Source organism: Neorhizobium sp. USDA 3394 (genome assembly GCF_056280385.1).
Window position 1 is genome coordinate 1288821 of sequence record NZ_JBWCDU010000002.1, and the last position, 23667, is coordinate 1312487.

The 23667-nt window shown below is 60.9% G+C and carries 19 protein-coding genes and 1 pseudogene; 9 read left to right on the forward strand and 11 right to left on the reverse strand.

The genetic code is table 11. The features are described from left to right. Positions 1 to 164: 164 nt before the first annotated feature. The 4 genes from ACZ9EJ_RS27785 to ACZ9EJ_RS27800 all read left to right on the forward strand — a co-directional run bounded on the left by ACZ9EJ_RS27785 (position 165) and on the right by ACZ9EJ_RS27800 (position 4278). A complete protein-coding gene (locus tag ACZ9EJ_RS27785) occupies positions 165 to 1190 on the forward strand; it encodes an ABC transporter substrate-binding protein (RefSeq protein WP_046639922.1) in 1026 nt (341 codons plus the stop codon). 32 nt (positions 1191 to 1222) lie between these two features. Continuing rightward, on the forward strand, positions 1223 to 2104 hold the full coding sequence (locus tag ACZ9EJ_RS27790) for an ABC transporter permease (protein ID WP_046627254.1): 882 nt from the start codon (positions 1223 to 1225) through the stop codon (positions 2102 to 2104). Beyond that, the gene (locus tag ACZ9EJ_RS27795; RefSeq protein ID WP_046639921.1) at positions 2080 to 2829 is read left to right on the forward strand and encodes an ABC transporter ATP-binding protein; all 750 of its coding nucleotides are present in this window, start codon (positions 2080 to 2082) and stop codon (positions 2827 to 2829) included. Before ACZ9EJ_RS27790 ends, ACZ9EJ_RS27795 begins: the two co-directional genes overlap by 25 nt. A gap of 72 nt (positions 2830 to 2901) precedes the next feature. Next, a complete protein-coding gene (locus ACZ9EJ_RS27800; RefSeq protein WP_046627256.1) occupies positions 2902 to 4278 on the forward strand; it encodes an LLM class flavin-dependent oxidoreductase in 1377 nt (458 codons plus the stop codon). Between the two features lie 91 nt (positions 4279 to 4369). Here the strand turns inward: ACZ9EJ_RS27800 and ACZ9EJ_RS27805 are convergent, their stop codons facing one another. The 9 genes and pseudogenes from ACZ9EJ_RS27805 to ACZ9EJ_RS27845 form a co-directional block, all read right to left on the reverse strand. After that, complete coding sequence (locus tag ACZ9EJ_RS27805) at positions 4370 to 5926, reverse strand: putative bifunctional diguanylate cyclase/phosphodiesterase (protein ID WP_046627258.1); 1557 nt, start codon at positions 5924 to 5926, stop codon at positions 4370 to 4372. A 179-nt stretch (positions 5927 to 6105) separates the two neighbouring features. Further along, positions 6106 to 6561 (reverse strand): response regulator, encoded by a 456-nt coding sequence (locus tag ACZ9EJ_RS27810; protein WP_476100522.1) that lies wholly within the window; start codon positions 6559 to 6561, stop codon positions 6106 to 6108. Continuing rightward, positions 6562 to 7896: pseudogene (locus ACZ9EJ_RS27815) on the reverse strand (ATP-binding protein); the annotation flags it as partial. Continuing rightward, entirely contained in the window at positions 7781 to 9301 is a 1521-nt protein-coding gene (locus tag ACZ9EJ_RS27820; protein WP_046627263.1) for an ATPase domain-containing protein, read from the reverse strand. The gene ACZ9EJ_RS27820 and the pseudogene ACZ9EJ_RS27815, both read right to left, overlap by 116 nt. Positions 9302 to 9513: 212 nt before the next feature. Further along, a complete protein-coding gene (locus ACZ9EJ_RS27825; RefSeq protein ID WP_046639919.1) occupies positions 9514 to 10578 on the reverse strand; it encodes a DUF2218 domain-containing protein in 1065 nt (354 codons plus the stop codon). Then, on the reverse strand, positions 10575 to 11411 hold the full coding sequence (locus ACZ9EJ_RS27830) for an ABC transporter ATP-binding protein (RefSeq protein ID WP_046639918.1): 837 nt from the start codon (positions 11409 to 11411) through the stop codon (positions 10575 to 10577). The genes ACZ9EJ_RS27825 and ACZ9EJ_RS27830 overlap by 4 nt, the downstream gene beginning before the upstream one ends. Next, the gene (locus ACZ9EJ_RS27835; protein ID WP_046639917.1) at positions 11408 to 12442 is read right to left on the reverse strand and encodes a FecCD family ABC transporter permease; all 1035 of its coding nucleotides are present in this window, start codon (positions 12440 to 12442) and stop codon (positions 11408 to 11410) included. The genes ACZ9EJ_RS27830 and ACZ9EJ_RS27835 overlap by 4 nt, the downstream gene beginning before the upstream one ends. Before the next feature lie 2 nt (positions 12443 to 12444). Beyond that, positions 12445 to 13488, reverse strand: coding sequence for a FecCD family ABC transporter permease (locus tag ACZ9EJ_RS27840; protein WP_046639916.1), 1044 nt, complete (start codon positions 13486 to 13488; stop codon positions 12445 to 12447). Continuing rightward, the gene (locus ACZ9EJ_RS27845) at positions 13485 to 14465 is read right to left on the reverse strand and encodes an ABC transporter substrate-binding protein (protein ID WP_046627700.1); all 981 of its coding nucleotides are present in this window, start codon (positions 14463 to 14465) and stop codon (positions 13485 to 13487) included. Before ACZ9EJ_RS27845 ends, ACZ9EJ_RS27840 begins: the two co-directional genes overlap by 4 nt. Before the next feature lie 339 nt (positions 14466 to 14804). Between ACZ9EJ_RS27845 and ACZ9EJ_RS27850 the strand changes: the two genes are divergently transcribed. Then, positions 14805 to 16937, forward strand: coding sequence for a TonB-dependent siderophore receptor (locus ACZ9EJ_RS27850; protein WP_046639915.1), 2133 nt, complete (start codon positions 14805 to 14807; stop codon positions 16935 to 16937). A 49-nt stretch (positions 16938 to 16986) separates the two neighbouring features. Here ACZ9EJ_RS27850 and ACZ9EJ_RS27855 read toward each other — a convergent pair whose 3' ends face one another. Continuing rightward, entirely contained in the window at positions 16987 to 17874 is an 888-nt protein-coding gene (locus ACZ9EJ_RS27855) for a helix-turn-helix domain-containing protein (RefSeq protein WP_255736687.1), read from the reverse strand. 347 nt (positions 17875 to 18221) lie between these two features. On the opposite strand from ACZ9EJ_RS27855, the gene ACZ9EJ_RS27860 reads away from it, so the two are divergent. Then, positions 18222 to 18983, forward strand: coding sequence for an SDR family oxidoreductase (locus tag ACZ9EJ_RS27860; protein WP_046627276.1), 762 nt, complete (start codon positions 18222 to 18224; stop codon positions 18981 to 18983). Between the two features lie 67 nt (positions 18984 to 19050). Here ACZ9EJ_RS27860 and kdgR read toward each other — a convergent pair whose 3' ends face one another. Then, entirely contained in the window at positions 19051 to 19869 is an 819-nt protein-coding gene (kdgR, locus tag ACZ9EJ_RS27865; protein WP_046627278.1) for a DNA-binding transcriptional regulator KdgR, read from the reverse strand. 189 nt (positions 19870 to 20058) lie between these two features. Between kdgR and bglB the strand changes: the two genes are divergently transcribed. The 3 genes from bglB (at position 20059) to ACZ9EJ_RS27880 (ending at position 23541) form a co-directional block, all read left to right on the forward strand. Continuing rightward, positions 20059 to 21177 carry a beta-galactosidase BglB gene (gene bglB, locus ACZ9EJ_RS27870; RefSeq protein ID WP_046639914.1) on the forward strand — a complete coding sequence of 373 codons (1119 nt, stop codon included), beginning with the start codon at positions 20059 to 20061 and terminating at the stop codon, positions 21175 to 21177. A 117-nt stretch (positions 21178 to 21294) separates the two neighbouring features. Further along, positions 21295 to 22578, forward strand: a complete 1284-nt coding sequence (locus ACZ9EJ_RS27875; protein WP_046627282.1) for an ABC transporter substrate-binding protein — start codon at positions 21295 to 21297, stop codon at positions 22576 to 22578. A 69-nt stretch (positions 22579 to 22647) separates the two neighbouring features. Next, positions 22648 to 23541, forward strand: coding sequence for a carbohydrate ABC transporter permease (locus ACZ9EJ_RS27880; RefSeq protein WP_046639913.1), 894 nt, complete (start codon positions 22648 to 22650; stop codon positions 23539 to 23541). Positions 23542 to 23667 lie beyond the last annotated feature (126 nt).

Here is a 23667-nt window from a genome sequence, read left to right on the forward strand (position 1 = left end):
CGCATCAACGTCATCGGTTCTCGTTGTCGTTGATCGACATATTGGGACGATATTTTACGATTCGGCGCATTCTTAATTTAAATAGTCTATTTCTTTTGTAGAAAATATCTCACCCTTCCGTGCACCGATTTCCGGATCCTGCAACGACAAGGGGAAAATCAACGATGACATTGGTGAAAACAGTGAGGAGCGTGCTGTTCGGCCTGCTCGCCTTCGGCACCACGGGCGGGGTGGTCGCGGCCCAGACGAATGCGCCACTTCCTGCCAAGGTGCCGTCCGGGACGGTCCTGACGGTCGGGGATCCGGTGACGCAAAAGGCGCTGGAAGTCTCCGGCCTGATCAAGGAACTGTCGTTTGAAGTCAGATGGGCAAATATCAGTGGCGGCCCGCAAACGTCGGAAGCCTTCCGTGCCAAGGCGCTCGACGTGGGGTCGGTCGCGGAAATCCCCTCGATCTTCGCCAACTGGAACAACCTGCCCGTTCGCAACATCGCCTACCGCGAACGCCGCGACCCGATTGCCAATCCCATCTACCGTTTCGGAGTGGCGCCCGGCGCCGGCATCAAGACGCTGGCCGATTTCCGCGGCAAACGCATCGCATTCAGCCCCGGCCAGGCCCAGGGAGCGCTCGTCCTTCGTGCCCTTCATGCCGCAGGCCTCAAGAAAAGCGACGTCACGCTGGTAGAACTGCCGAGCACCGGCGACGTCTATCCGAAGGCGCTGGCCAGCAAACAGGTCGATGTCGCGCCGCTCGGGGGCGTCTATATAAGGCGCTATATCGCCCAGTACGGCGGCGATGGCGCCACGCTCATCGAACACGGACTGCGTGATGATCCAGGCCATCTCTATGCACCGCAATGGGTGCTGGACGATCCGCCAAAGGCCGCGGCTCTCGCCGAATATGTCGGGCTTTGGGCACGCGCCACCGAATGGGTGAACAAGAACCCGGAGATCTGGATCAAGGAATATTACGTCGGCCAGCAGGGCTTGAGCCAGGATGACGGCGAATATCTCGTCAAGCTGACCGGGGAGCAGGTTGTTTCCGGAGACTGGAGCGAGGTCAAAAAACGTCACCAGGAGACGATCAACCTGCTGGCGGCGGAGCTCGGCTACAAGCCCTTCGACGTGGAAAAGATCTTCGACAACCGGTTCGAAAAGACCGCCTCCGCCGCCTTGGCGAAGAGCCAGTAATTCCCTGCATCATCCAAGAGGAGATCAGACACATGGCAACCATTTGGGATGCGGATGAGGCGAAATCATCCCGGGCCTCCAGCCGTGAAACTGCATATACCGTTCCAGCCGTGGCGCGGCCGGTCACGGTCCGGAGCCGCCGGAGACTGGGACCGGGACCGGCAATACCATTCGGGCTTCAGATCGGGCCGGCATTGCTGGTGCTGCTCTGGGTGGCCGGCTCTGCCCTCGGCTGGATCGACCCTCGGATCCTCTCTGCGCCGTGGACGGTCATCGAGGCATTTGGAAGGCTGATCGAACAGGGGCGGCTGCAGGACAATTTCGTGACGTCGGCGACACGCGCCCTGCTCGGCCTCAGCATCGGCCTGGTGATCGGTACGATCCTTGCCGTCACCGCCGGTCTTTCGCGGATCGGCGAAGCATTGATCGATGGCCCCGTCCAGATCAAGCGCGCCATCCCGACGCTGGCTCTGATCCCCCTTTTGATCCTGTGGTTCGGCATCGGCGAAGGCATGAAGGTCACGACGATCGCCCTTGCCGTCATCATACCCATCTACATCCACACCCATAACGCCCTGCGCAGCATCGACAGTCGCTATGTCGAACTGGCCGAGACCCTGCGCATGAGCCAGAAGGATTTCATCTTCCAGGTGGTGCTGCCCGGCGCGTTGCCCGGTTTTCTCCTGGGCCTGCGGTTTGCCGTCACCCTGTGCTGGGTTTCCCTCGTCGTGGTCGAGCAGATCAACGCCACCAGCGGGCTCGGCTACATGATCGAACTTGCCCGCAACTATGGTCAAACAGATGTCATTCTCGTCGGCCTGGTCGTCTACGTGCTGCTCGGCCTCGTTTCGGACGGTCTCGTCCGCCTGCTCGAACGGAGGGTCCTCTCATGGCGCCGCACTCTAGCCAGCTGAAATCCGCATCCAGAACAGTGCATGTCCGCAACTTGATGCGCCGGTTCGCCACCAAGACGATCCTCGATCGCGTGGATCTCGACATCGCCGAAGGAGAATTCGTCGCCCTGCTCGGCAGGAGCGGCTCCGGCAAGAGCACTTTCCTCAAGGCGCTTGCCGGCCTCGACTACGATGTCGAGGGAACCGGGACGCTGGAAACACCGGACAATCTCTCGGTGGTCTTCCAGGATGCCCGTCTTCTGCCCTGGCGCACCGTCATCCAGAACGTCACGCTCGGCCTGCCGGGGGCCGCCGGGCAGGAAGCAGGCAGAAAAGCATTGGCCGAGGTAGGCCTCGAGGGACGCGAAGCAGCCTGGCCAAACCAGCTTTCGGGCGGCGAGCAGCAGAGGGTCGCCCTTGCACGTTCGCTGGTCCGCCAGCCGTCCCTGCTTCTGGCCGACGAGCCGTTCGGCGCCCTCGACGCGCTGACCCGCCTGAAGATGCACGACCTGCTGCGGGAATTGTGTGCAAGGCACCGCCCGGCCGTGTTGCTCGTCACCCATGACGTCGACGAGGCGATCGCGCTTGCCGACCGGATACTGGTCCTCGACGAGGGCCATCTGATCGAGGACCTGCGGATCGATCTGCCGACGCCGCGCGATCACGGCGATCCGCGCTTTGCAAAGATCCGCACCCAGCTTTTGAGCCGCCTCGGGGTTGAAACTCACGGGCGGCGCGCCGCCTGAAAGCCAATCGGAACCGCCATCATGACCAGCAGGATCAGTTCAATCTCAACGCCTCGAACGGGGGACACGCCAATGCGTAACAAGAAGAGACAAATGCGGCTTGGGGCCTTCATCATGGCCACGGGCCATCATGTGGCAGCTTGGCGCCATCCGGCCTCGCAGGCCGACGCGGGCCTGAATATCGATCATTACCGCGAGTTGGCGCAGACGGCGGAACGCGGCAAGTTCGATCTGGTCTTCGTCGCCGACAGCCCCGCCGGCTGGGAGCGTGCAAAGGACCCGGAAGCGCTTCGGCGTTCCTCGCAGGGCGCCCATTTCGAACCCGTGACCCTATGGGCCGCGCTGTCGCAGGCGACGAGCCATATCGGCTTTGTCGCAACCGCATCCACCACCTATGAAGACCCTTATCTTCTGGCGCGCAAATTCGCCTCGCTCGACTATATCTCCAAGGGCCGTGCAGCCTGGAATGTGGTGACGACGGGCGCAGACGTTTCCAAGAATTTCTCCATCCCGGGCCATCCCGCCCATGCCGACCGCTACGCGCGCGCCGAGGAATTCGTCGACCTGGTGAAAGGCTTGTGGGATAGCTACGAAGACGATGCCTTCATCCGCGACAAGGAAAGCGGCGTCTATCTCGACCCGGACAAGGTGCATCTCGTCGACCACAAGGGCCAGTTCTTCTCGGTCACCGGTCCGCTCAATGTCGGCCGTCCCGTGCAGGGCTATCCGGTGATTGTCCAGGCCGGGGCCTCGGAGCCCGGCCGGGAGCTTGCGGCCCGAACCGCCGAGATGATCTTCACCGCCAACCAGACGCTCGACGACGCCCAGGAGTTCTATTCCGACGTCAAGCGACGGCTTGGCCGTTATGGACGCAGCCAGGAGGACCTCTTGATCAGCCCCGGCATATTCCCCGTTCTCGGCGGGACCGAAAAGGAGGCACAGGAGAATTACGACTATATCCAGTCGCTCGTTCATCCCTCCATCGCCTGGAACATCCTCGCCCGCCACTACAACGGTGTAGACCTCACCGGCTATTCGCTGGACGATCCCGCTCCCCCTCTGCCGCAGGATACGGAACTCAACAAGAGCCGCCTCAAGCTGGTCACCGATCTGGTATCGCGAAACAATCTGACGCTGCGCCAGCTCTATCTGGCCGTTGCGACCGCCCGCGGCCATCGCACCGTGATCGGCACGCCGGAACAGATCGCCGACGCGATGCAGCAATGGTTCGAGAATGGCGCTGCCGACGCCTTCAACATCATGCCGCCGATCCTGCCCGCCGGATTGACGGATTTCGTCGATCAGGTCGTGCCGATCCTGCGCAAGCGCGGCCTTTTCCGGCATGAATATGAAGGAACGACCCTGCGGGAGAATCTCGGCCTCAAGCGCCCGCAGAACGGCTTCGTGCTCCGGTCACAGCTTGAGCCGGAGGCACGGGCAGCCGTATAGTTCCCGCGCCATTTAAAACTCCTGGCCGTGACGATGGCACCGACATTCTCGGCCAGGACCTTGTGTTCGTCTCTTCCCAAGCCGACTTCGTTCAGGCGCTTAATGCCCGCTTGCGGTCCTCGACGAAGCCCACCACTTCCGCTTGAGGCATGGCCTTGCCGAAGATATAGCCCTGCCCGATATCGCAGCCCTGGCCCATGAAATAGGCGAGCTGGGCGTTCTCTTCGATCCCTTCGACGGTGGTCTTGAGGTTGAGACTGCGGCTCAGGCCAAGCACGGCATCGATGATTTTGGCGTTCTTCTCGTTATGGGTGAAGCTCGACACAAAGCTCTTGTCGATCTTGATCTTGTCGAACTTGAAGCGCGCCAACTGCGCCAGACTTGAATATCCTGTTCCGAAGTCGTCGAGCGCCACCTGGATGCCGGCGGCATGGAATTGCTCGATCGTCGCTGCGGCAAGGTCCGGGTCGTCGACCAGAGCGTTTTCGGTGATCTCGATTTCCAGCCTGGACGACGGCAGGCCGGTCTGCTGCAGGATGTGGAGAACACGGCTCGCGAGCAGCCTGTCCTCCATCTGGACAGGCGAGACGTTGAAGGAGAGCGACAATGTTACCGGCCAGAGCTGCGCATCGCGGCAGGCCTTCGACAGTAGCTGCTCGAAGAGCGTGGTAATGAGGCCGGTCTCTTCGGCCACGGCAATGAAGTGTTGCGGTGAGACGAATACGCCGTCCTTGTTCCACCGCGCAAGCGCTTCGAAACCGCAAAGTTCACCGGTCCTCAGATTGATCAGCGGCTGGTAGAACGGCTCGATCCTGCCCTCGTCAATGGCGCGGCGAAGGTCGCCTTCGAGCTTGGCCCGCTCGGAGACCTTCTCCTGCATTTCGGGCTGGAAGAGAGAATATTGGTTGTGGCCCCGGCTCTTCGCCTCATACAGCGCGACGTCCGACCGGTGGCAGACTTCCTCAAGCGAGCTGCCGTGGTCCGGCAGGCGCGCGTAACCGACGCTCGCACCGACCTCCGTCAAGAGGGTACCGATCCGGACCGGCCGGGAAACCGAATGGATGAGCAGCTGCGCGAAGAGCTCCTCCTTTTCCGGCGAGAGGTTGCGGGCCACGGCGACAAATTCGTCGCCGCCGAAACGGAACACACATTCGTATTCAGCCAATGCGCAGATGCGCCGCGACACCTCCTTCAACAGGATATCGCCTCCCTGATGGCCAAGAAGGTCGTTGACCTTCTTGAAGCCGTCGAGATCGATCGAAAACACCGTTGCGGTCTGCGGCCCGATATCCTCATCCGCATCCTGCAGCTTTTCATCCGGGTGAAGGACGAACCTGTCGAAGGCATAGCGATTGGGCAGCTTTGTCAGATGATCGTGCGTGGCGATATGGTCCGCCGCATCGAAGGCCTTCCGGCGATGCATCATTTCATCGCGCATATCGAGAATGCGCAGCACCGAATAGGCAAAACTCGCGAGACCGGCAACGATAAGAACGATGATGATAAGATTGGCTTTTCCCGCACTGACCGACTGAACCAGCCTCATCAGCAGATCGTCATAGGCTATACAGCCGACGAGCAACAGCATCGCGACTGCGGCCACCTGTGCCAGCTGTCTGCCGGCCTTGCTTTCCAGAAAATCCTTCATCTACCCCTCCAACCCGGCGATGCTAGGATAAATGATTAAAGGATTTGTTATTCAGGGTTGCAGGAGAGCGCCTTACAGCTGGAACGGCGGCCGCAAACGCCGTAAATTTTGCGTTCGAGCTGCGACGGACATCAGGCGCTCCGTTCGGCTGATGCACGAGGGAACCGGGTCTGGCGGGATCAATTGACGTCGTGCCTTGATATTGCGCCTCTGAGCGCCTCTGACAGCTCGGCCAACTGGTAGGGTTTGCGCAGGATCCTGATGCCTTGCGCCTCTGCGGCTTGCTTGGCCACCTCGGAATATCCGCTCGTCAATAGGATCGGCAGGTCTATGCGGCGGGCTCGAATTTCCTTTGCCAGTTCCACGCCGTTCATGCCACCGGGCATCATGATGTCCGAGAATACCAAGTCGACCCGCCGCCCGTTCGCAAGGGCGCCCAGAGCGGCCGCCGCCGTTGCTGCGCGCACCACCTGAAAACCGAGATCCTCCAGCATCTCGCTGACAAGAGCCGCGACTTCGTCGTCGTCTTCAACCAGCAGGACGCTGCCTGCCGACGCCGGGCGGCGCCGCGCGACGTGCAGGTCCACGAGGTGGTTCTGATCCGGTCCGGGCTCCTTTGAGGAACGGGGCAACATGAGGGTTATTTTCGTCCCTCGACCGACTTCGCTTTCGATGTCTATCTTGCCGCCGGATTGCTGGACGAAACCATGCACCTGCGCAAGGCCGAGGCCGGATCCCTTGCCGATATCCTTCGTTGTAAAGAACGGTTCGAACACGCGCGCCTGCACCTCGCGGGTCATTCCGGATCCGTTGTCGCTGACGGAAAGGCGGACGAAGTCTTTCGTGGAGCCGCTTTGATCCAGGAGCGGAACATTTTCCGCTCGGATTTCGATCGTGCCCCCTCTCGGCATCGCGTCGCGGGCGTTGACGGCAAGGTTGAGAACGACAAGTTCCAGCTCGCTTGCGTCAACCTCGACCGGCCAAAGGTCGGGTGAGAACTCGAGCGTGACATGGACATCGCCCCTCAGGCTGCGGTCGAGCAGTTCGCGCATCCCTCCGATCTGGCGGGCCAGATCGATCGTCTGCGGCTGCAGTTCCTGACGGCGGGAAAAAGCCAGAAGCTGGCGAGTAAGGCCGGCGCCCCGTTCGGCGGCTTGACGCATCCCGTCCATCAGGCGTTTGCGCCTGGCTGGGTCCGTCTGACGGTCGAGCATTTCCAGCCCTCCGGAAATGACCATCAGCAGATTGTTGAAATCGTGAGCAACGCCCCCGGTCAACTGACCGATCGCCTCGATCTTCTGGGCTTGCCGAAGCTTTTCCTCAACATGCGCACGCACCGTCATCTGGTCGCGCAGCGCCTCGTTGGCGGCTTTAAGCTCCTGGGTACGCAAAATGACCTGCTTCTCCAGTTCCTGGGCGGCCTGCTCGCGCTCCGCCAGAAGCCCACGCAATTCCAACTGCCGGGCTCGCGCGCGAAGCGCGGATTGGATCGTGCTGACAAGGGTCTGGGCCTGGACCGGCCGTTCCAGGAGAGCCACGTTGCGCAAAGAGTTGATCAGTCGCTGCCGCCACGCCTCGATGCCGGTCTGCTCCTGACGGCTGGTCAGCAGGATGAAGGGAAGATCCGACCAGGGCGGCTGGTCCGCAACCCATTTGAACAGGAGACCTGCGTCTTTTCCGAACAAGGCTTCCTCAGCGATAAACGCAGCTGCAGCACCGGCCTGCAGCGATGCCACCAGGCTCTGAAGATCGCCGCAAACCTTTGCCGCGATACCACTCCGGCTTAGCAATCCGACAGAGGCGGCCGCGTCCCTGCCGACCGGAGCAAAAACAATAACGGGTTCCAGTTCGTCTTCACCTTGCGCCATTATTTCCGTCTGCTGAACTCGTTGCAGGAGCGGCTGAAAAATACGGCGAGCCGGCCAGCACGCCGGTGAACTCCAGGGTTGGCGGTCCAAGCTTGATGCCATTGTCCGACAAGCTGAACTCGCGCACGCTGTGCTCATGCTTGCCGCTGCGCTTTTTCACAACGGATATCGCTCGGCGCACGGTGCCTTGCACTTCGAAATACCGCAGCATGACGACGGAATCACTGAGATAGCTCAGGTCGAGCGGTGCCTCGAGCGGCCCTACGAGCCCATGCTGGGCAAGGACAAGGATGGTCAGCACGCCGCGCTGGCCAAGATAGGTCAGCAGTTCGTGCATCTGCAGGATCAGAAACCGCTCGTCCGGCATCGCATTCATGTAGCCGTTCAAACTGTCGATGACAACGACGCGCGCGCCGTCGACCTCCACGCTTTTCTGGACGTTGGCGGTGAACTCCCCCGGGGAAAGTTCTGCGGGATCGATCTGCTGCAAACGGATCAGCCCGCTGTCCAGATGGGTTTGGAGATCGAAGCCCAGATTCCGGGCGCGCGCCTCCAGTGTTCCACGTCCCTCGTCGAAGGCGTAAATGACGGCGTGCTCGCCGCGGTTCGCCGCCGCCAAGGCGTAAGTCAGAGCAAGTGACGACTTTCCCACCCCGGCGGCCCCCAGGAACAGCACGTTCGTACCTCGTTCGAGCCCCCCGCCCAGCATGTCGTCGATTTCCTTGTTCCCGCTTAACGTGAACTCGTGGTCGAAAGACTGATGATGCTCCGCGGCAATGAGGCGCGGGAAAATGTGGAGACCGCCCCTTTCGATCGTAAAATCATGGTAGCCGCCGCGGAACTTGATGCCCCGCATCTTGACGACCCGCATGCGGCGCCGTTCGGCGCCGAAGTCGATGGCAAGCTGTTCCAGCAGCACGACCCCATGGGAAATCGAATGGAGCTGCAGGTCATTCTGTTGAGACGACAGATCGTCAAGAAGAATGACGGTGCACTGCCGGCTGGTGAAAAAGTGCTTCAGCGCCAGGACCTGGCGCCGGTAACGCAGCGGACTGTGAGCGAGGAGGCGCAATTCGGAAAGGCTGTCGATGACCACGCGCTTCGGGTTAAGCTGGGAGACGCGATCTAGAATGAGCTTGGTCGTTTCATTGAGTTCCATTTCCGCTGGATGAAACACTGTCAGCTCGCGGTCGGGATCGAGCGTGGTTTCCGGCGGCACGAGTTCAAAAACTTCCAAACCCTTGAGCGACCAGCCGTGACGGGAGGCGACGAGCTGCAGCTCGCGCTCCGTTTCGGAAAGGGTGATGTAAAGCACCTGCTCTCCCTGGCGGACACCTTCGAGCAGAAATTGCAGGGCAATCGTGGTTTTACCCGTCCCAGGCCGGCCCTCGTAAAGATAAAGCCGGTTTTCATCGAGGCCGCCGTCGAGGATGGTATCGAGCCCCGGCACGCCGCTCGAGATACGCGGAGGGTCGATAAATTCCGCCTCTTCGAACCGTTCTGTCATGTTCACCCTTTGCAGTGGAAACCATTGAACAGGGTCATATAGATCGCGACGGACAAGCCTCAAGAGGCCCCAACGTGCCGGGCAGCTTCGACTGCTTGGCAGGTCGCCCCTCGGAATGAGTTCACCGGGCGTCCTGACCGCAGCCGGCGATATCGGTCGCCACGCGTTCCTCACACGGCAGACGCAAACAAGGCTCATCGGGGGACCAAGGGTCAGGCGGAAGGTTGTTCCCAGTACCAGGCCACATACATTTGCTTCTTGTCGTGCCCGCGGCCTTTCAGGAAGGCGCGGATGGAACGCACATCCTCCTTTTCGCAGGCGACCCAGACGAAGGTATCGTCCTCGATGGAAGCGACCGCCTTCTTGGCTTCCTCCGCGAGAATGCCTTTCGCTCCGGCCGGATAGCGCCGCCGATGCAGCCAGCGGACATCCAGCGAACCCGCTGACGGAAGCGGCTGCTCTTCCGCCTCATCCAGCACTTCGATGATAGCCTGCATCCGGGTGCCCGGCGCCACCTCGGCCGCGATCCGGGCGATGGCGGGAAGCGCGCTTTCGTCGCCGACCAGGAGAATGGACTGTGCCGCCGGAAGACCGCCCCCTCCTGGTCCGAGCAGCGCTACCTTTTCTCCGGGTTGCACGTCGCGGGCAAAGTCGGCACCAGGTGTCGTAATATGGGCCGCCGGATGCTGCAGGAAGTCGATCCACAATTCCCGGCGTTCGATATCGACGGCGCGGATCGTGTATATGCGAACCAGAATCTCGTCTTCTCCCTCGGGCCATGCGACGCGGCCGTCTTCGCGGATGCCCGGCCATACCGGCGGCCTGCCCTTCGGGGGGACCAGGAGGCGAACGTGCATGTCGCCGCCGACGAACGGCGCGACATCGGCGCAGGCGAACTTCACTCGCCGCATGTGAGGGGTTACATCCCCCGCCGAGACGACCGTCACCTCGTGGATGTTCGGCAGCGTCGCGAGGGGCGAATGCCGCGACCACGTCAATTCGAACGGGTCCTCGCCCGCAAAGTAGAACAGGTGTTCCGCGAGCATCGTTCGATTCAGTTGCAGCGCCGCTTCCGATTCGCATGCCAGTTCGATCAGGAGCTTGCTGTCTGCCAGTCGGATGCTCGTCGTGCTGTTCTTGCTTTTCAGCAGGGCGTGGTCCTTGCTTCGCTGCACCTCTGCATGCTCGATGAAGTGCTCGCAGATTTCGTCGAGCATGCGCTCGGCATCCTTTGGCAGCGCAATGCCTGACAACTTGAGCGGCTGGACTGCATTCATGACCGATTCTCCTTCAAATCCTGGCCCTCCGCCATCCGATGACGACCGATCGGCAGCATGATCGGCCGGCCCGATGTCGGGTCGGTAATGACGCGGCTTTCGAGCCCGAAGACCTGCTGCACGTTCTCTTCCGTCAGCACGTCCTCGGGCCGCCCCGCGACATGCACCCGCCCCCCGGCTATCGCGACGAGGTAGTCCGCGTAGCGCGCCGCGAGATTAAGGTCGTGCAGGACCATGACGACGGTGGTTCCCCGCGCGTGGTTGAGATCTGTCAGCAGATCGAGAACTTCGACCTGGTGATTGATGTCGAGAAACGTCGTCGGTTCGTCCAGCAGCAGAACGTCCGTCTGTTGCGCCAGAGCCATGGCGATCCAGACGCGCTGGCGCTGCCCGCCCGACAGTTCGTCCACCGGCCGTTCGGCAAGCTCAACGGTTTTGGTCGCTGTCAGCGCGCTTTCCACGGCTTCATCGTCCTTGCGCGTCCAGCGTGAAAACAGGTTTTGATGCGGATGCCGCCCGCGGCTGACGAGGTCGGCGACGGTAATTCCCTCCGGCGCGATCGGCGACTGAGGAAGTAGACCCAATGTTCGAGCCAATTCCCGGGACGGGATGCGGTGGATCGATTTGCCGTCCAGCAAAACATGTCCCTGGCTGGGCGAGATGAGCCGGGACATGGTGCGCAGGAGCGTGGACTTGCCGCAGGCATTGGCGCCGACCACTGCGGTGATCTTGCCGGGCGGCAAGGCAAGATCAAGCCCGTGCAGGATCTCGGCATGGTTATATCCGGCCGCAAGCCCGCTGGCGTTAAGAGAGTGAGCGGGGCGAACGGTCATAGCGAGCCTCCCATCCGGTTGGCGCGCACGATCTGGTAGATCAGATAGGGCGCGCCCAGCGCTCCGGTCACCACGCCCACCGGATAACGGCCTGGCAGAAGGAATTGACCGACATAGTCGCCCCCCAGGACAAGTATCGCACCGATCAGCGCCGCCGGTATCAGCAGCGAGCCGTTGCGTCCGACGATCCGGGAGGCGATAGGTCCCGACAGGAAAGCCACAAACGCGATCGGTCCCGTCACCGCCGTTGCGGATGCAATCATTCCGACCGCTACAACGATCACCAGCATGCGGGTCCTTGCCACCTTGACCCCCAGGGCCGCAGCCATGTCGTCACCCAGGCGAAGCGCCTCCAGATCGCGTGCCCGGCCGAGCAGCAGCCCGCCGAACGTCACCAGCGCCAGAAGAAGCGGAAGCGCCTGACCGAGCTGCGCTCCGTTGACGCTGCCGGTCAGCCAGCGCATTGCTTCCTGCAGGTTCCAGGCAGGCGCACTGGAAAGGATATAGGCGACGACGCTTTCCAGCATGGCCGAGACACCGATGCCGACCAGGATGAGCCGCGTCCCCGCCGCTCCGCTGCGGAATGACAGGGCATAGACCAGCAGCGCCACCCCGAGGCCCGCGACGACCGCCAGGACCGAAACAATCGGTCCGCTCAACGACAGGACGACGATGGCGAACACGGCCGCGGCACTTGCGCCCGACGTGATGCCGATGATGTCCGGGCTGGCGAGGGGATTGCGCAGCATGAGCTGGAACGTGACGCCGCCGAGCCCAAAGGCCAGTCCTGCGAGAACGGAAAGGACCGAGCGCGGCAGCCGCAGCTTGCCGACCGTAAAGGCAGCGCCTGCGACATCCTCCCCGAGCAGGACACGCATGACGTCCCCGGGCGGGGTGAACGACTGGCCGAGAGACAAGGTCACCGCAAAGAGGGCGACCATGATGGCCAGCAGAATGGCGATCACGAGAACATGCCGGCGCGCCCGGCGGCGGCGATTTTCAACAATGAGACCAATGGTTGGGGAAAGCACTGTCACAGTTCTCGAACCCGCTGCCGCCTGACGATCCAAATGAAGAAAGGCGCGCCGACGAGGGCCGTGATGATTCCGACCTCGATCTCGGCTGGCCTGGTGACGATACGACCGACCACATCCGCCGCCAGCAGCAGGCACGCGCCGCCAAGGGTGGAAAACGGCAGCAGCCAGCGGTGATCGACCCCGACCAGCAGACGGCAGACATGCGGCACGACCAGTCCAAGAAAGCCGATGGGCCCGCACACTGCCGTTGTCGCCCCGCACAGGAAGATGGCGCCGAACGAGGCGACGGCGCGGGCCACGGCGACACGCTCGCCAAGCCCTGCGGCGACATCATCGCCCAAAGCCAGCGAGTTCAGCTTTCGCGCCGACAAAAGGCTGACCACGAAACCGACGGCGAGAAACGGCAGCACCGGAACAATGCGCTCAAAGGTCGCTCCGCTCACGCCGCCGATCTGCCAGGAGCGGATGCCGCCCGCGATATCGGCGCGCGGCAGCACGACGGCGATCACCATCGAGGAGAAGGCAACCGACGTTGCGGCTCCGGCCAGCGCCAGCTTCAACGGCGTTGCCCCGCCGCGCCCGAGCGATCCTATCGTATAGACGAAAACTGCCGAAGACCCCGCTCCGAGGATAGCAGCCCAGATATAGGCCTGCGCCGAGGACATGTCGAACAAGGCGACGCCGGTCACGACAGCCAGCGACGCACCCATATTGACGCCAAGAATACCCGGATCGGCGAGAGGATTTCGGGTCACGCCCTGCATGATCGCCCCGGCAAGCCCGAGCGCGGCGCCGGCAAGTACCGCAAGTACCGTCCTTGGGATACGCACGCTCACCGCCGCCTGACCGATGTTGTCGATCTGACCGGCGAGCGCCGCGACGACATCGCTCCAGGCCACTTCGCGGGTGCCGACCGTTACCGAGAGCGCACAGAGGGCCGAAAGGGCCACGACCAACCCGGCCAGCCAGAGGCCGCGGGTCCGGTTCGAACGTCCAGAGGCGAACGACCGAGAGAACGATCCTATGCTGCCGGCCGTCATTTGGATTTTCTGGCCGCTTCCGCAAGCAGATCCACATAGTCCTTCAAGACCCACGAGATCGAAAGCGGTGTCGGATTGGCCGCCGTGCCGATCGGATTACGGCCCAGCATGACGAGAGCGCCCTTGTCCACGGCCGGCATTCTGGACATCAGAGGGTTTGCCGCCAGCGCATCGAGCAGTTTCTGGCTACCGTAGGTGACGACGATATCCACGTCGTCGAAGTCATCGATGCGCTCGGCGCTGACAGACCCGGCAAATTTCCCGGACTTCGAGGCCTCGACAACGCTTTTCGGGGACATCAGACCGAGATCCTCGAAGAACCTCACCCGGGTATCGTTCGTCGTATAGAAGTTGACGGTGCTCAGGTCAGTCGCATCGAGATGGGTGATGAACATCGCGGATTTTCCCTGGAGCTCAGGATGCCCGCCCACCACCTTGGCGATGTCGGCCTCGATCCCGGCGATCAAGGCGTCGCCTTGCGGGCCCATGCCCATCCCGGCGCTGTTCAAGCGTATCATCTCACGCCAACCGGTCGACCAGGGTGCTTCGGGATAGGCGACGACCGGGGCGATCTGGCTCAGCGTCTCGTAATCCGATTGGCTCAAGCCGGAATAGGATGCCAGGATCACATCGGGTCTGGTCGCGGCGACCGCCTCGAAATCGATGCCGTCGCCTTCATCGAAAAGTACCGGCCTGGCGGCATGGAGCGCTGCCAGCCTTTCGGCCACCCAAGGCAACACCCCATCGCCGTCATCGTCGCCGAAATTGGCCCTGGCGAATCCGACGGGCACCACGCCGAGCGCCAGCGGCACTTCATGGTTTGCCCAGGCCACGGTCGCTACCCGCACAGGCTTTCTGGGAATGATCGTCGTGCCGAACGCATGCTTGATGGTGACGGGATAGGTCGTCCCCTCGGCCGCCCGGGCGCCTGCCCCGGCGACGCAGAACGCAACAATCCAGATGCATGTCGCCGCCATTTTCACGGCCGAAAGCAATAACCGCAGCATGGTCAAACTCCGCAGACTTAAGTGGACTTCCACTTTCAGGTTAAGGGAGCCCCGTCAACACTCTCCGGGCCTTCACCGGCAAGAACACTGAGATTTCCATGGGATCCTACAAAGCGCGGAGAATTTACAATACTGGACAAACATGCTCAAGTTAATAGCCGCCCCGGGGCATATCAGACCAAGCCATTACGGGCGCCATGACCGGAGGGATCCCTCGCGTGTGGTTCGCCGGGATGTCGTTCGGGATGGTTCCCCGACCTGGCATCAGTCTCGGCGATCTCTCGCCACATCAACCTCTGGAACGTGAAAATGGACAACGAAAGAACAAGCGCTCGCTCGAGACCGGCCCTTATCCGATATCGGAATGCCGCCCTTCTGGCTTGCACGGCGCTTGTCGCCTTCACGCCGACCGTGGTGCTTGGCCAGGAAAATTCGAGCGCCGATACCACACTCGCACCGATCGTCATCCAGGGCAGCGGCGCCGGCCTCGATACCGATAACGACTCGAAGTCGATCATCGCGACGAAGACGACTGGTGTTGGCAAGATGCCTGCGGATATTCTGGAAACGCCCGCTTCGGTCTCTGTCATCACGTCCAAGGAAGTCCGGGAGCGAGGCGCGGACAGCGTTGAGCAGGTCGTGCAATATACCGCCGGCGTGGTGACGGACTATTACGGTTCGGACGATCGTTATGACTATTTCAAGATCCGGGGTTTTACGCCCTTTACATATCGTGACGGACTGGTCGTCGGGAGAACGTGGAGCGGAATTCGGGAAGAGCCCTATGCCCTCGAGCGTATCGAGGTGCTGAGGGGAGCCAACTCCACAGGCTTCGGGGTTTCCGATCCTGGTGGCTCGGTGAATTATGTCACCAAACTGCCGAAAAGCGAGCGTTTCGGCGAGATTTATGGCACGGGCGGCTCCTTCAATCACAAGGAGGCCGGTTTCGACTTCGGCGACAACATCACCGAGGATGACACCCTCTCATACCGCCTGACCGGCAAGGTGCAGCGCTCGGACGCCGAATACGACTATTCGCAGGATGACGAAAACTTCATCATGGGCGGCCTCACCTGGCGCCCCACGGCGGCGACAAGCCTTTCATTCGTCTTCGATCACCTCGATAAGGACGGCACACCCAGCGGGGGCGGCCATCCGAGGGGTACGGACCTCGACCGGGATCGTTTCTTCGGCGAACCGGACTATAATTACGATACGACCAACAGGAATACCTACAGTGTCATGCTCGACCACGACTTCGGGAATGGCCTGACCTTCAACTCCAACGCCCGCTACAGCAAGTCGGATACGGGCTTCGGCTACGCCTATATCTACGATACGCTGGGCGCCAATGATCCCACGGGCATGATGGATCGCAGTTACTTCGGCAGCGACAAGTCTTCCGAGCAGTTCATCGTCGATGCGCATCTGCTCTATGAGACGAATTTCAACGATGTGGAAAGCCGTACGCTGCTCGGCGTCGAGTATAACAAGTTCGAGTCGAAGAATGACAGCTTCTACACCGCTGCACCGGCCATAAACTGGCAAAATCCGGTCTATTCGGGCGGGCCTGTCTCGCTGTCGCCTTACAACAGCGTAGCAAGCGACCAAAAGACCAAAGCGGTCTATCTGCAACAGGATCTGACCTTCTTCGACAAGCTGACGGCGAGCATCGGCCTGCGCAATGATTGGCTTGACCTCAAGGAAACAAACCGGCTTACAGGTTCCGTAGCGACAGGCGATTTCAGCGAATTCACCAAGCGCTTCGGTCTGAGCTATAAGCTCACGGAGGAACTCGCGGCCTATGTGAGCTATGCCGAATCCGTTGCGCCACCGAGCGCGGGTATCGAGCCTACGGTTGGAAAGCAATACGAAGCCGGCATCAAGTATCGGCCGGATGCATTCCCCGCCCTGTTCACCGCCTCCGTCTACGACCTGACGATGGAGAACATCACGACCTATGAAGCTCCGACCTACCTGCCGGCGACGGTCGACAAAATCCGGCATCGTGGTGTTGATCTCGAGGCCAAGGCGGAAGTGACCGACAACATCAACCTCATCGCATCCTATTCCTACATCGATTCAAGTATCGTCGAGAACGGCGGCACCTACGATGGCAAGCGTTTCGCGCAGGTTCCGGAGCATCTTGCCTCGGTGTGGGGCACCTATACGGTGGAAGGCAACGGAAGCCGGGGTGACATGACCTTCGGTGTCGGTGCCCGCTATACGGGCTCGTATTACTTCGACAACGCAAATACCCGGAAGTCGGACGGTGCCATCGTCTTCGACGCCGCCTTCACCTACAAGATCCAGGAGAACACGACGTTCCAGCTTAACGCCAGCAATCTGTTTGACGAGAAGCATATCGCCAACGATGACGGCGGCGCCTATTATTACAATCCCGGCCGCGCAATCTATGCAACGCTGCGCCAGACCTGGTAGCGCAATCGCCATGCCCGGCAGCCACACCGGGCATGGCAGGTTCCTGAGCCTAGTGGCTTTGCCGCATCCGGCGCCAGGCGGCAGGCGTATCGCCGGCAATCTGCCTGAACGCCTTGGTCAAATGTGCCTGGTCGGTGAAGCCCAGCTGGGCCGCGATTTCCGCGACAGCCAGATCGCTTTCAACAAGCAGACTTTTCGCCAGGTCGATGCGCCTAGCGAGTTGCCACTGCAGCGGCGTTTTACCGGTGGTATGCTTGAAGACATTGGCAAACCAGCTTTCCGAAAGGCCGACGGTGGCAGCCATTTCGGCAACCGTCAGGCGGCTGTCACTCAAGCCGTCGATGCGTGACACCAGCTTGTTCATCTGTGCCTGGGTCAGCCTGCCATTGGCCTTTTCGGTTTCATGGTCGGGGATGTCGAGAAGACCGGCGACGATGCTGCCCACGAGACTTTCGCCATAGACAGCGTGCCTTGACGGACTGGATATCTCGTCGACCAGCAAACCCGCCAGCGTCTCGATGGCGCCGACATCCTGAAGCTCCACCGGCCGGCGCACCGCGGCCAAGGCGGCGGAGGCCCCAACCGAGGGCGACAGGAACCGGAGCAACCGATCCCTATGCATATGCAGGTTGAGGTGCGAAAAGCGGTGCTTGGTTTCGCTGCTGGTCCACATGGGAACGCCGGCGGGAACATAAACGGCGCGGGTCATCGGACGGTAGTGCTGCGAGCCGTCCCGGTTCGACATGCGAATTCGAGACGATACGTCATTGAAGAAAATCATGATGCGCGGGTCGTCCGCCAAATAATAGCCCGTGGCACCGGACTGGCTTTCCGCCTCCCAGAAGACGCTGACCAACCCGTCGAAACGACGCCACTTGACGGGAGCGACAACCCTTATCCCCTCCGTATGCCAAGCCATGGAATGCCAATAACTCAACGCCGGAATCCTTCACCATCTGCCATTGGAAACATCATACTTGCCAGCAAGGCGTCGCAACCAGCTTGCTCGGAGACGCCTCATAATATGATAATTTGCCTCATGTATATAAAGGCTCCGGGCGGATAGTAAAGGTCCGCACCGCAGAGCCCGCTGACCACCCCGGCTATACCTTCCTTCTTGACAAAGGATATCATCCGACCTCCACCTCGCCCGGTCATAGGGGATAGATATTCACGGATCCTGGTCGGCCGGCATCGCCGCGATCCGATCAGGTGTCTTGATCCTCGTCATGATTGTCTTATGGATGCCCTTCCCGGTATTCAGGCCATGCGGGAGAAATTTCGATGAACATCCGACATCCACTTTTCGATCTGCGCGGGCGCCATGCCGTCCTTACCGGTTCGAGCCGGGGCCTCGGCCTTGCCATGGCGCGCGGGCTCGCGTCTGCCGGAGCCCGGGTCACGCTGAACGGGCGCGATGAGGCGACGCTTTCCACGGCCGTGAACCAATTGAAAACGGAGGGGTACGAGGCCTGCGGGCTGGTCTGCGACATCACCAAGGCCGACGAGACGGAAGCTGCGTTCGCAGGCCTCGACGGGGTCGATATCCTCGTCAACAATGCCGGCATTCAGATCCGTGCGCCCTTCCTCGAGCATAGCGCCGAAACCTGGCGGCGGATGTTCGACACCCATGTGATGGGCGCGGTGCTTCCCTCGCAAGCGGTGCTGCCTGGCATGATCGAACGCGGTGGCGGCAAAATCATCAACATCTGCTCGCTGATGAGCGAGGTCGGCCGCAAGACCGTCGTGCCCTACACGACAATGAAGGGCGCCCTGAAAATGCTGACCCGCGGCATGGCGACGGAACTCGCCCGGCACAACATTCAGGTCAACGGCATCGGCCCGGGCTATTTCGCGACCGAGATGAACCGCGCGCTGATGGACGATCCGGTATTCGACGCCTTCGTGAAGAACCGCACGCCCGCCGCTCGCTGGGGCCAGCCGGACGAACTTTCCGGTGCGGCGATCTTTCTGGCCTCTCCGGCATCGGATTTCGTCAACGGCCAGGTGCTCTATGTCGATGGCGGCATCCTGGCGGCTCTTTGAGCCGCCGCGCTTCCGCAATGTCGGTTCCGCATCGACGAAAGTCGTCCATATTGCCTTCAGGGATCCGTCAAGACCCGTTGAAGCCGTCAGATGTTGGTTTTGCGGGCTGGTAACCGAGCCCGGCGGAGGCGGCAAGGCCTGCCGTGCGCAGGAGGTCGACATATTCGGATTTCCGGCTTTCATCGAAGCGGAACATCGGAAAGGAAATCGAGACCGCGGCGATCGGTTTTCCGAGATAATTGAAGATCGGCGCCGCCATGCATCGCACGCCCGCCTCGCTCTCTTCCACCTCTTCGGCAAAACCACGACTGCGGGCCATCTGCAACTGGGCGAACAATTCCTGCGGATCGGTGATGGTCCGCGGCGCGAGCTTGGTCAGTTCCATCTTGCTGATCCGCTCCCGGATCTCGTCGTCGTCGCGCCATGCAAGAAGCGCCTTTCCGAGCGAGGTGCTGTGCAGCGGATTGCGCAGCCCGAGCGTCGATTTCATCGAGAGGCTGTAGGCTGAATCGTATTTGTGAATGTAGACGACCTTCTGGTCGCGATCATCGAGAATGCCGAGATTGACGGACTCGCCCGTCACCCTGGAAAGTTTTCCCATCGCCTGGTCCGCCACACGCAGCAGATCTGTCTGCTCGGTCAGCGAGCGCGCGCCGAGGCTGAAAAGTTTCAGCGTCAGGCCGTATTTTTCCGTCTCTGCATCCTGCTCCACATAACCGAGTTCAACCATGGTCTGCAGTAGCCGATGCGCCGTGGTCTTCGACGTCATGGCGCGTTGAGCGAGATCGGCAAGACTCACCTTCTTCCCCTCGACCAACGCCTCCATCACGGCGAAGACCTTGAGAACGGCGGCGACATTTTCAGTTTTCGGGTTGGGCTCTGACATAGCACGTTCTATTTTTTTCGAAATTCTATTCTGGAATTTGCGGAAACCTGTGTCAAGATAAAGGATGGACGGGTGACAAACCCTGCTCCTGCAGAAGAATGCACAGAAAAACACGGTTGAAAAGCCGCAAGGAGTGTGATTTCCTAAAATCCGGAATATCGTTCCGAATATTTTTGGAGGACGGACGGCATGCATCCGCTGCTGCGGCAAAAGCAACACCTGATCCAGCGCGGTGACGTCTGCGGCCTCATCGATCGGCTGATCGAAAACCTTGTCCATATCGAGGATCGCACCGGTGAATTCCTCCTGCGCCTTGATGACGGCCGGGTTATCGACACCAAGGGCTGGGCTGGCTGGGAATGGACCCATGGCGTCGCGCTTTTCGGCCTTCTCAAATATTGGCAGCTGACCGGCAACCAGAAGGTGAGGGACATCATCGTCGACTGGTTCGAAGCCCGGCTCGCCGAAGGGACCCCCACAAAGAACATCAATACGGTCGCACCGTTCCTGACGCTTGCTCATCTCTATGAACTCACGGGGGATCCGCGGTGGCGGCCCTACCTGGAAACATGGGCCGAATGGGTGATGCACGAGATGCCGCGCACCCGCGAAGGCGGGCTGCAGCATATCGTCTATAACAGCGTCAATGATCAGCAGATGTGGGATGACACGCTGATGATGAGCGTGCTGCCGCTTGCCAAAATCGGCCTCGTGCTCAAACGCCCGGATTTCGTGGAAGAGGCAAAATACCAGTTCCTGGTTCACGCCCAATATCTCTGCGACCCGCAGACCGGCCTCTGGTTTCACGGCTGGACGTTCGACGGCAATCATAATTTTGCCCGCGCCAGATGGGCACGCGGCAATAGCTGGATCACGATCGCCATTCCGGAATTCATCGAACTCCTGGATCTTGCCGAAAACGATCCCCTCCGCCGCCATCTCGTGTCCCTGCTCGGCCGGCAGGCAGCGGCGCTGAAACTGCACCAGCATCCATCGGGCCTGTGGCGCACGCTGATCGACGATAGGTCGAGCTATCTGGAAGCCTCGGCGACCGCCGGCTTCGCCTATGGCCTGATGAAGGGCGTACGCAAGCGGTATCTGGGCAGCGAGTATCTGGAAACCGCCGAGCAAGCCATGAAAGGCGTGATCGACAACATCAGCCCCGAAGGAGAACTCCAGCAGGTTTCCTTCGGCACGGCGATGGGCGGCGATCTCGATTTCTATCGGCAGATCAAGCTGACATCCATGCCTTACGGGCAGGCGATGGCGATGCTCTGCCTGACCGAGCTTTTACGCAGCTTCATCTGACAAGCTGCGCCGAGGAAGAATGGAGCGTGTCCGGCAGGAGGAGCCGGCACGCAACAAGCCATGAACAACCGCATCCGGCGCCCAAGAGGCGATACGGATTAGAAGGAGGAGGACGAAATGACCAAACTGACGAGACGGGCATTGCTGGGCACCATGGGAGCGACTGCCGCCGCTGCCGCACTTCCGGCCATGCCGGCGTTTGCTGCCGATCGCACCATCCGGCACTATTGGTGGGGCAATCCGGAGCGCGACAAGCGCACCTTTGCCGTCATCGACACATTCCAGAAGAAAAACGCCGGTATCGCAGTTTCCGGCGAAACGATCGGTTGGGGCGACTACTGGACCAAAATGGCCACCCAGACCGCCGGCCGGAACATGGCCGACCTCGTGCAGATGGATTACCGATTCCTGTTCGAATACGTCAATCGCGGAGCGCTGAAGCCGCTCGACGAATTCGTCGGCAAGAGCCTGATGATCGCCGACTTCGACAAGGGGCCTCTTGATGGCGGCAAGGTCGACGGAAAGCTCTATGCTCTCAACATCGGCTCGAACAGCCAGGTCATGGTCCACAATACCCGCGCCTTCCAGGAAGCGGGCATCGATGCGGACCTGATCAACTGGACCTGGGACGACTTTGCCAAGGCGTGCGAAAAGATTACCGCCAAGTCCGGCGGCAAGATGAAGGGCTCGGACGATCTGTCCCTGATGATCGAGACCTTCGAATCCTGGGTGCGTCAGAACGGTCGGGAATTCTACGGTCCCGACGGCAAGGTCACGGCGACAGCCGGCGACGTCAGCAGCTGGTGGCAGATGTGGGCCGATCTGCGCAAGGCGGGTGTTGTCCGCGACAAGAACAAGACCGTCATTCTCGATCCGCCGATTGCGGAGTCGGGCATTGCCGTCGGCGACACCGCCATGTCCCACTACTGGTCCAACCAGTTGGTCGGCATCCAGGCTGTGGCAAAAGACAAGATCGGTGCCGCCATGGTGCCTCACAAGGCGGGCGGCAAGCCTGGCCAGTTCATCAAGCCTTCGATGTTCCTGTCTCTCAGCCGGGACGCCAAGGATACGTCGGCCGCAATTGCCTATATGAACGCCTGGGTCAACGATCCTGAGATTACCGGCATTCTCGGCCTGGAACGCGGCATTCCTTGTTCCCCGAAAATCCGCGCAGCGCTGGCCCCGAAGCTCACGGAAGTCGAGAAGCTCTCCGTCGACTATTTCACGGCGATCCAGAGCAAGGTCGGCCCGCTGCCGGTACCCGCCCCCAAGGGAGCGGGAGAGGTCCGCGACGCCTTCATGCGTATCGGCACCGACGTCGTGCTCGGCAAGGTGGAAGTCGCCAAAGCCGCGGGCACCTTCATCGAGGATGCCCAGGCAATCATCGAGCGCGCCCAGTAATCGGCGCGGGAATATCAAGGCCCCGGCCTCCTGCCGCCGGGGCCCTCTTCCGACAACAAGGTCGTGTCGATGAAACGTTTTTTTGCCCGTAATGCGCCGGCCTACATATTTCTTCTTCCCTGGCTGATCGGATTTTTCCTGCTCGCCCTGGGGCCGATTCTTGCGTCGCTTTATCTTTCCTTCACCCGCTACGACATGGTGAGCGCGCCGCGATGGATCGGTTGGGGCAATTACGAATACATGTTCACGCGGGACCGGCGCTTCTGGAAAGCGCTGGATGTGACGTTTACCTATGTTGCACTCGCCGTGCCCGCCCGCCTGATCATGGCTCTCGGCGTCGCCATGCTGCTCGACAAGGGCCTGCGAACGATCGGCCTTTACCGCGCCATCTTCTACCTGCCGTCGCTGCTCGGCGCTTCCATTGCCATCGCCATATTGTGGCGTCAGCTTTTCGCCGCCGACGGGGTGGTCAATCAGGTTCTGGCGATGGTGGGAATCCAGGGAGCCTCCTGGATCACCGATCCAGATACCTCGCTTTATACACTGGTCGTGCTGGCCATGTGGCAGTTCGGCTCGCCGATGCTGATCTTTCTGGCGGGCCTGCGCGGCATACCGCGCGATCTTTACGAGGCCGCGGAAATCGACGGGACACCCGGCTGGCGGCAATTCACCCGCATCACCTTGCCGCTTCTTGCTCCGGTGATCTTCTTCAATCTGGTGCTGCAGACCATCGATTCCTTCAAGACCTTTTCCAGCGCGTTCATCATCTCCAACGGCACCGGCGCTCCGGCGGACAGCCTCCTGTTTTATACGGTCTACCTGTTCAACGAGGCCTTCAAGTTCTTCCGCATGGGTTATGCATCGGCGCTTGCCTGGTTCCTGCTGGTCATCATCGCGACCTTCACCGCGATCGCTTTCTTCACTTCCAAATATTGGGTGCACTATGAAAACGAGCGCGACTGATCTGGAGCTCGCCATCCAGATGGACGAGGCCGCGCGCGTGGCTCACGAGCTGCGGCTGAAGCGCGACAGACAAGACCGCAACGGCCGGATCCTGAAGCATACCTTCCTGATCATCGTGTCATGCGT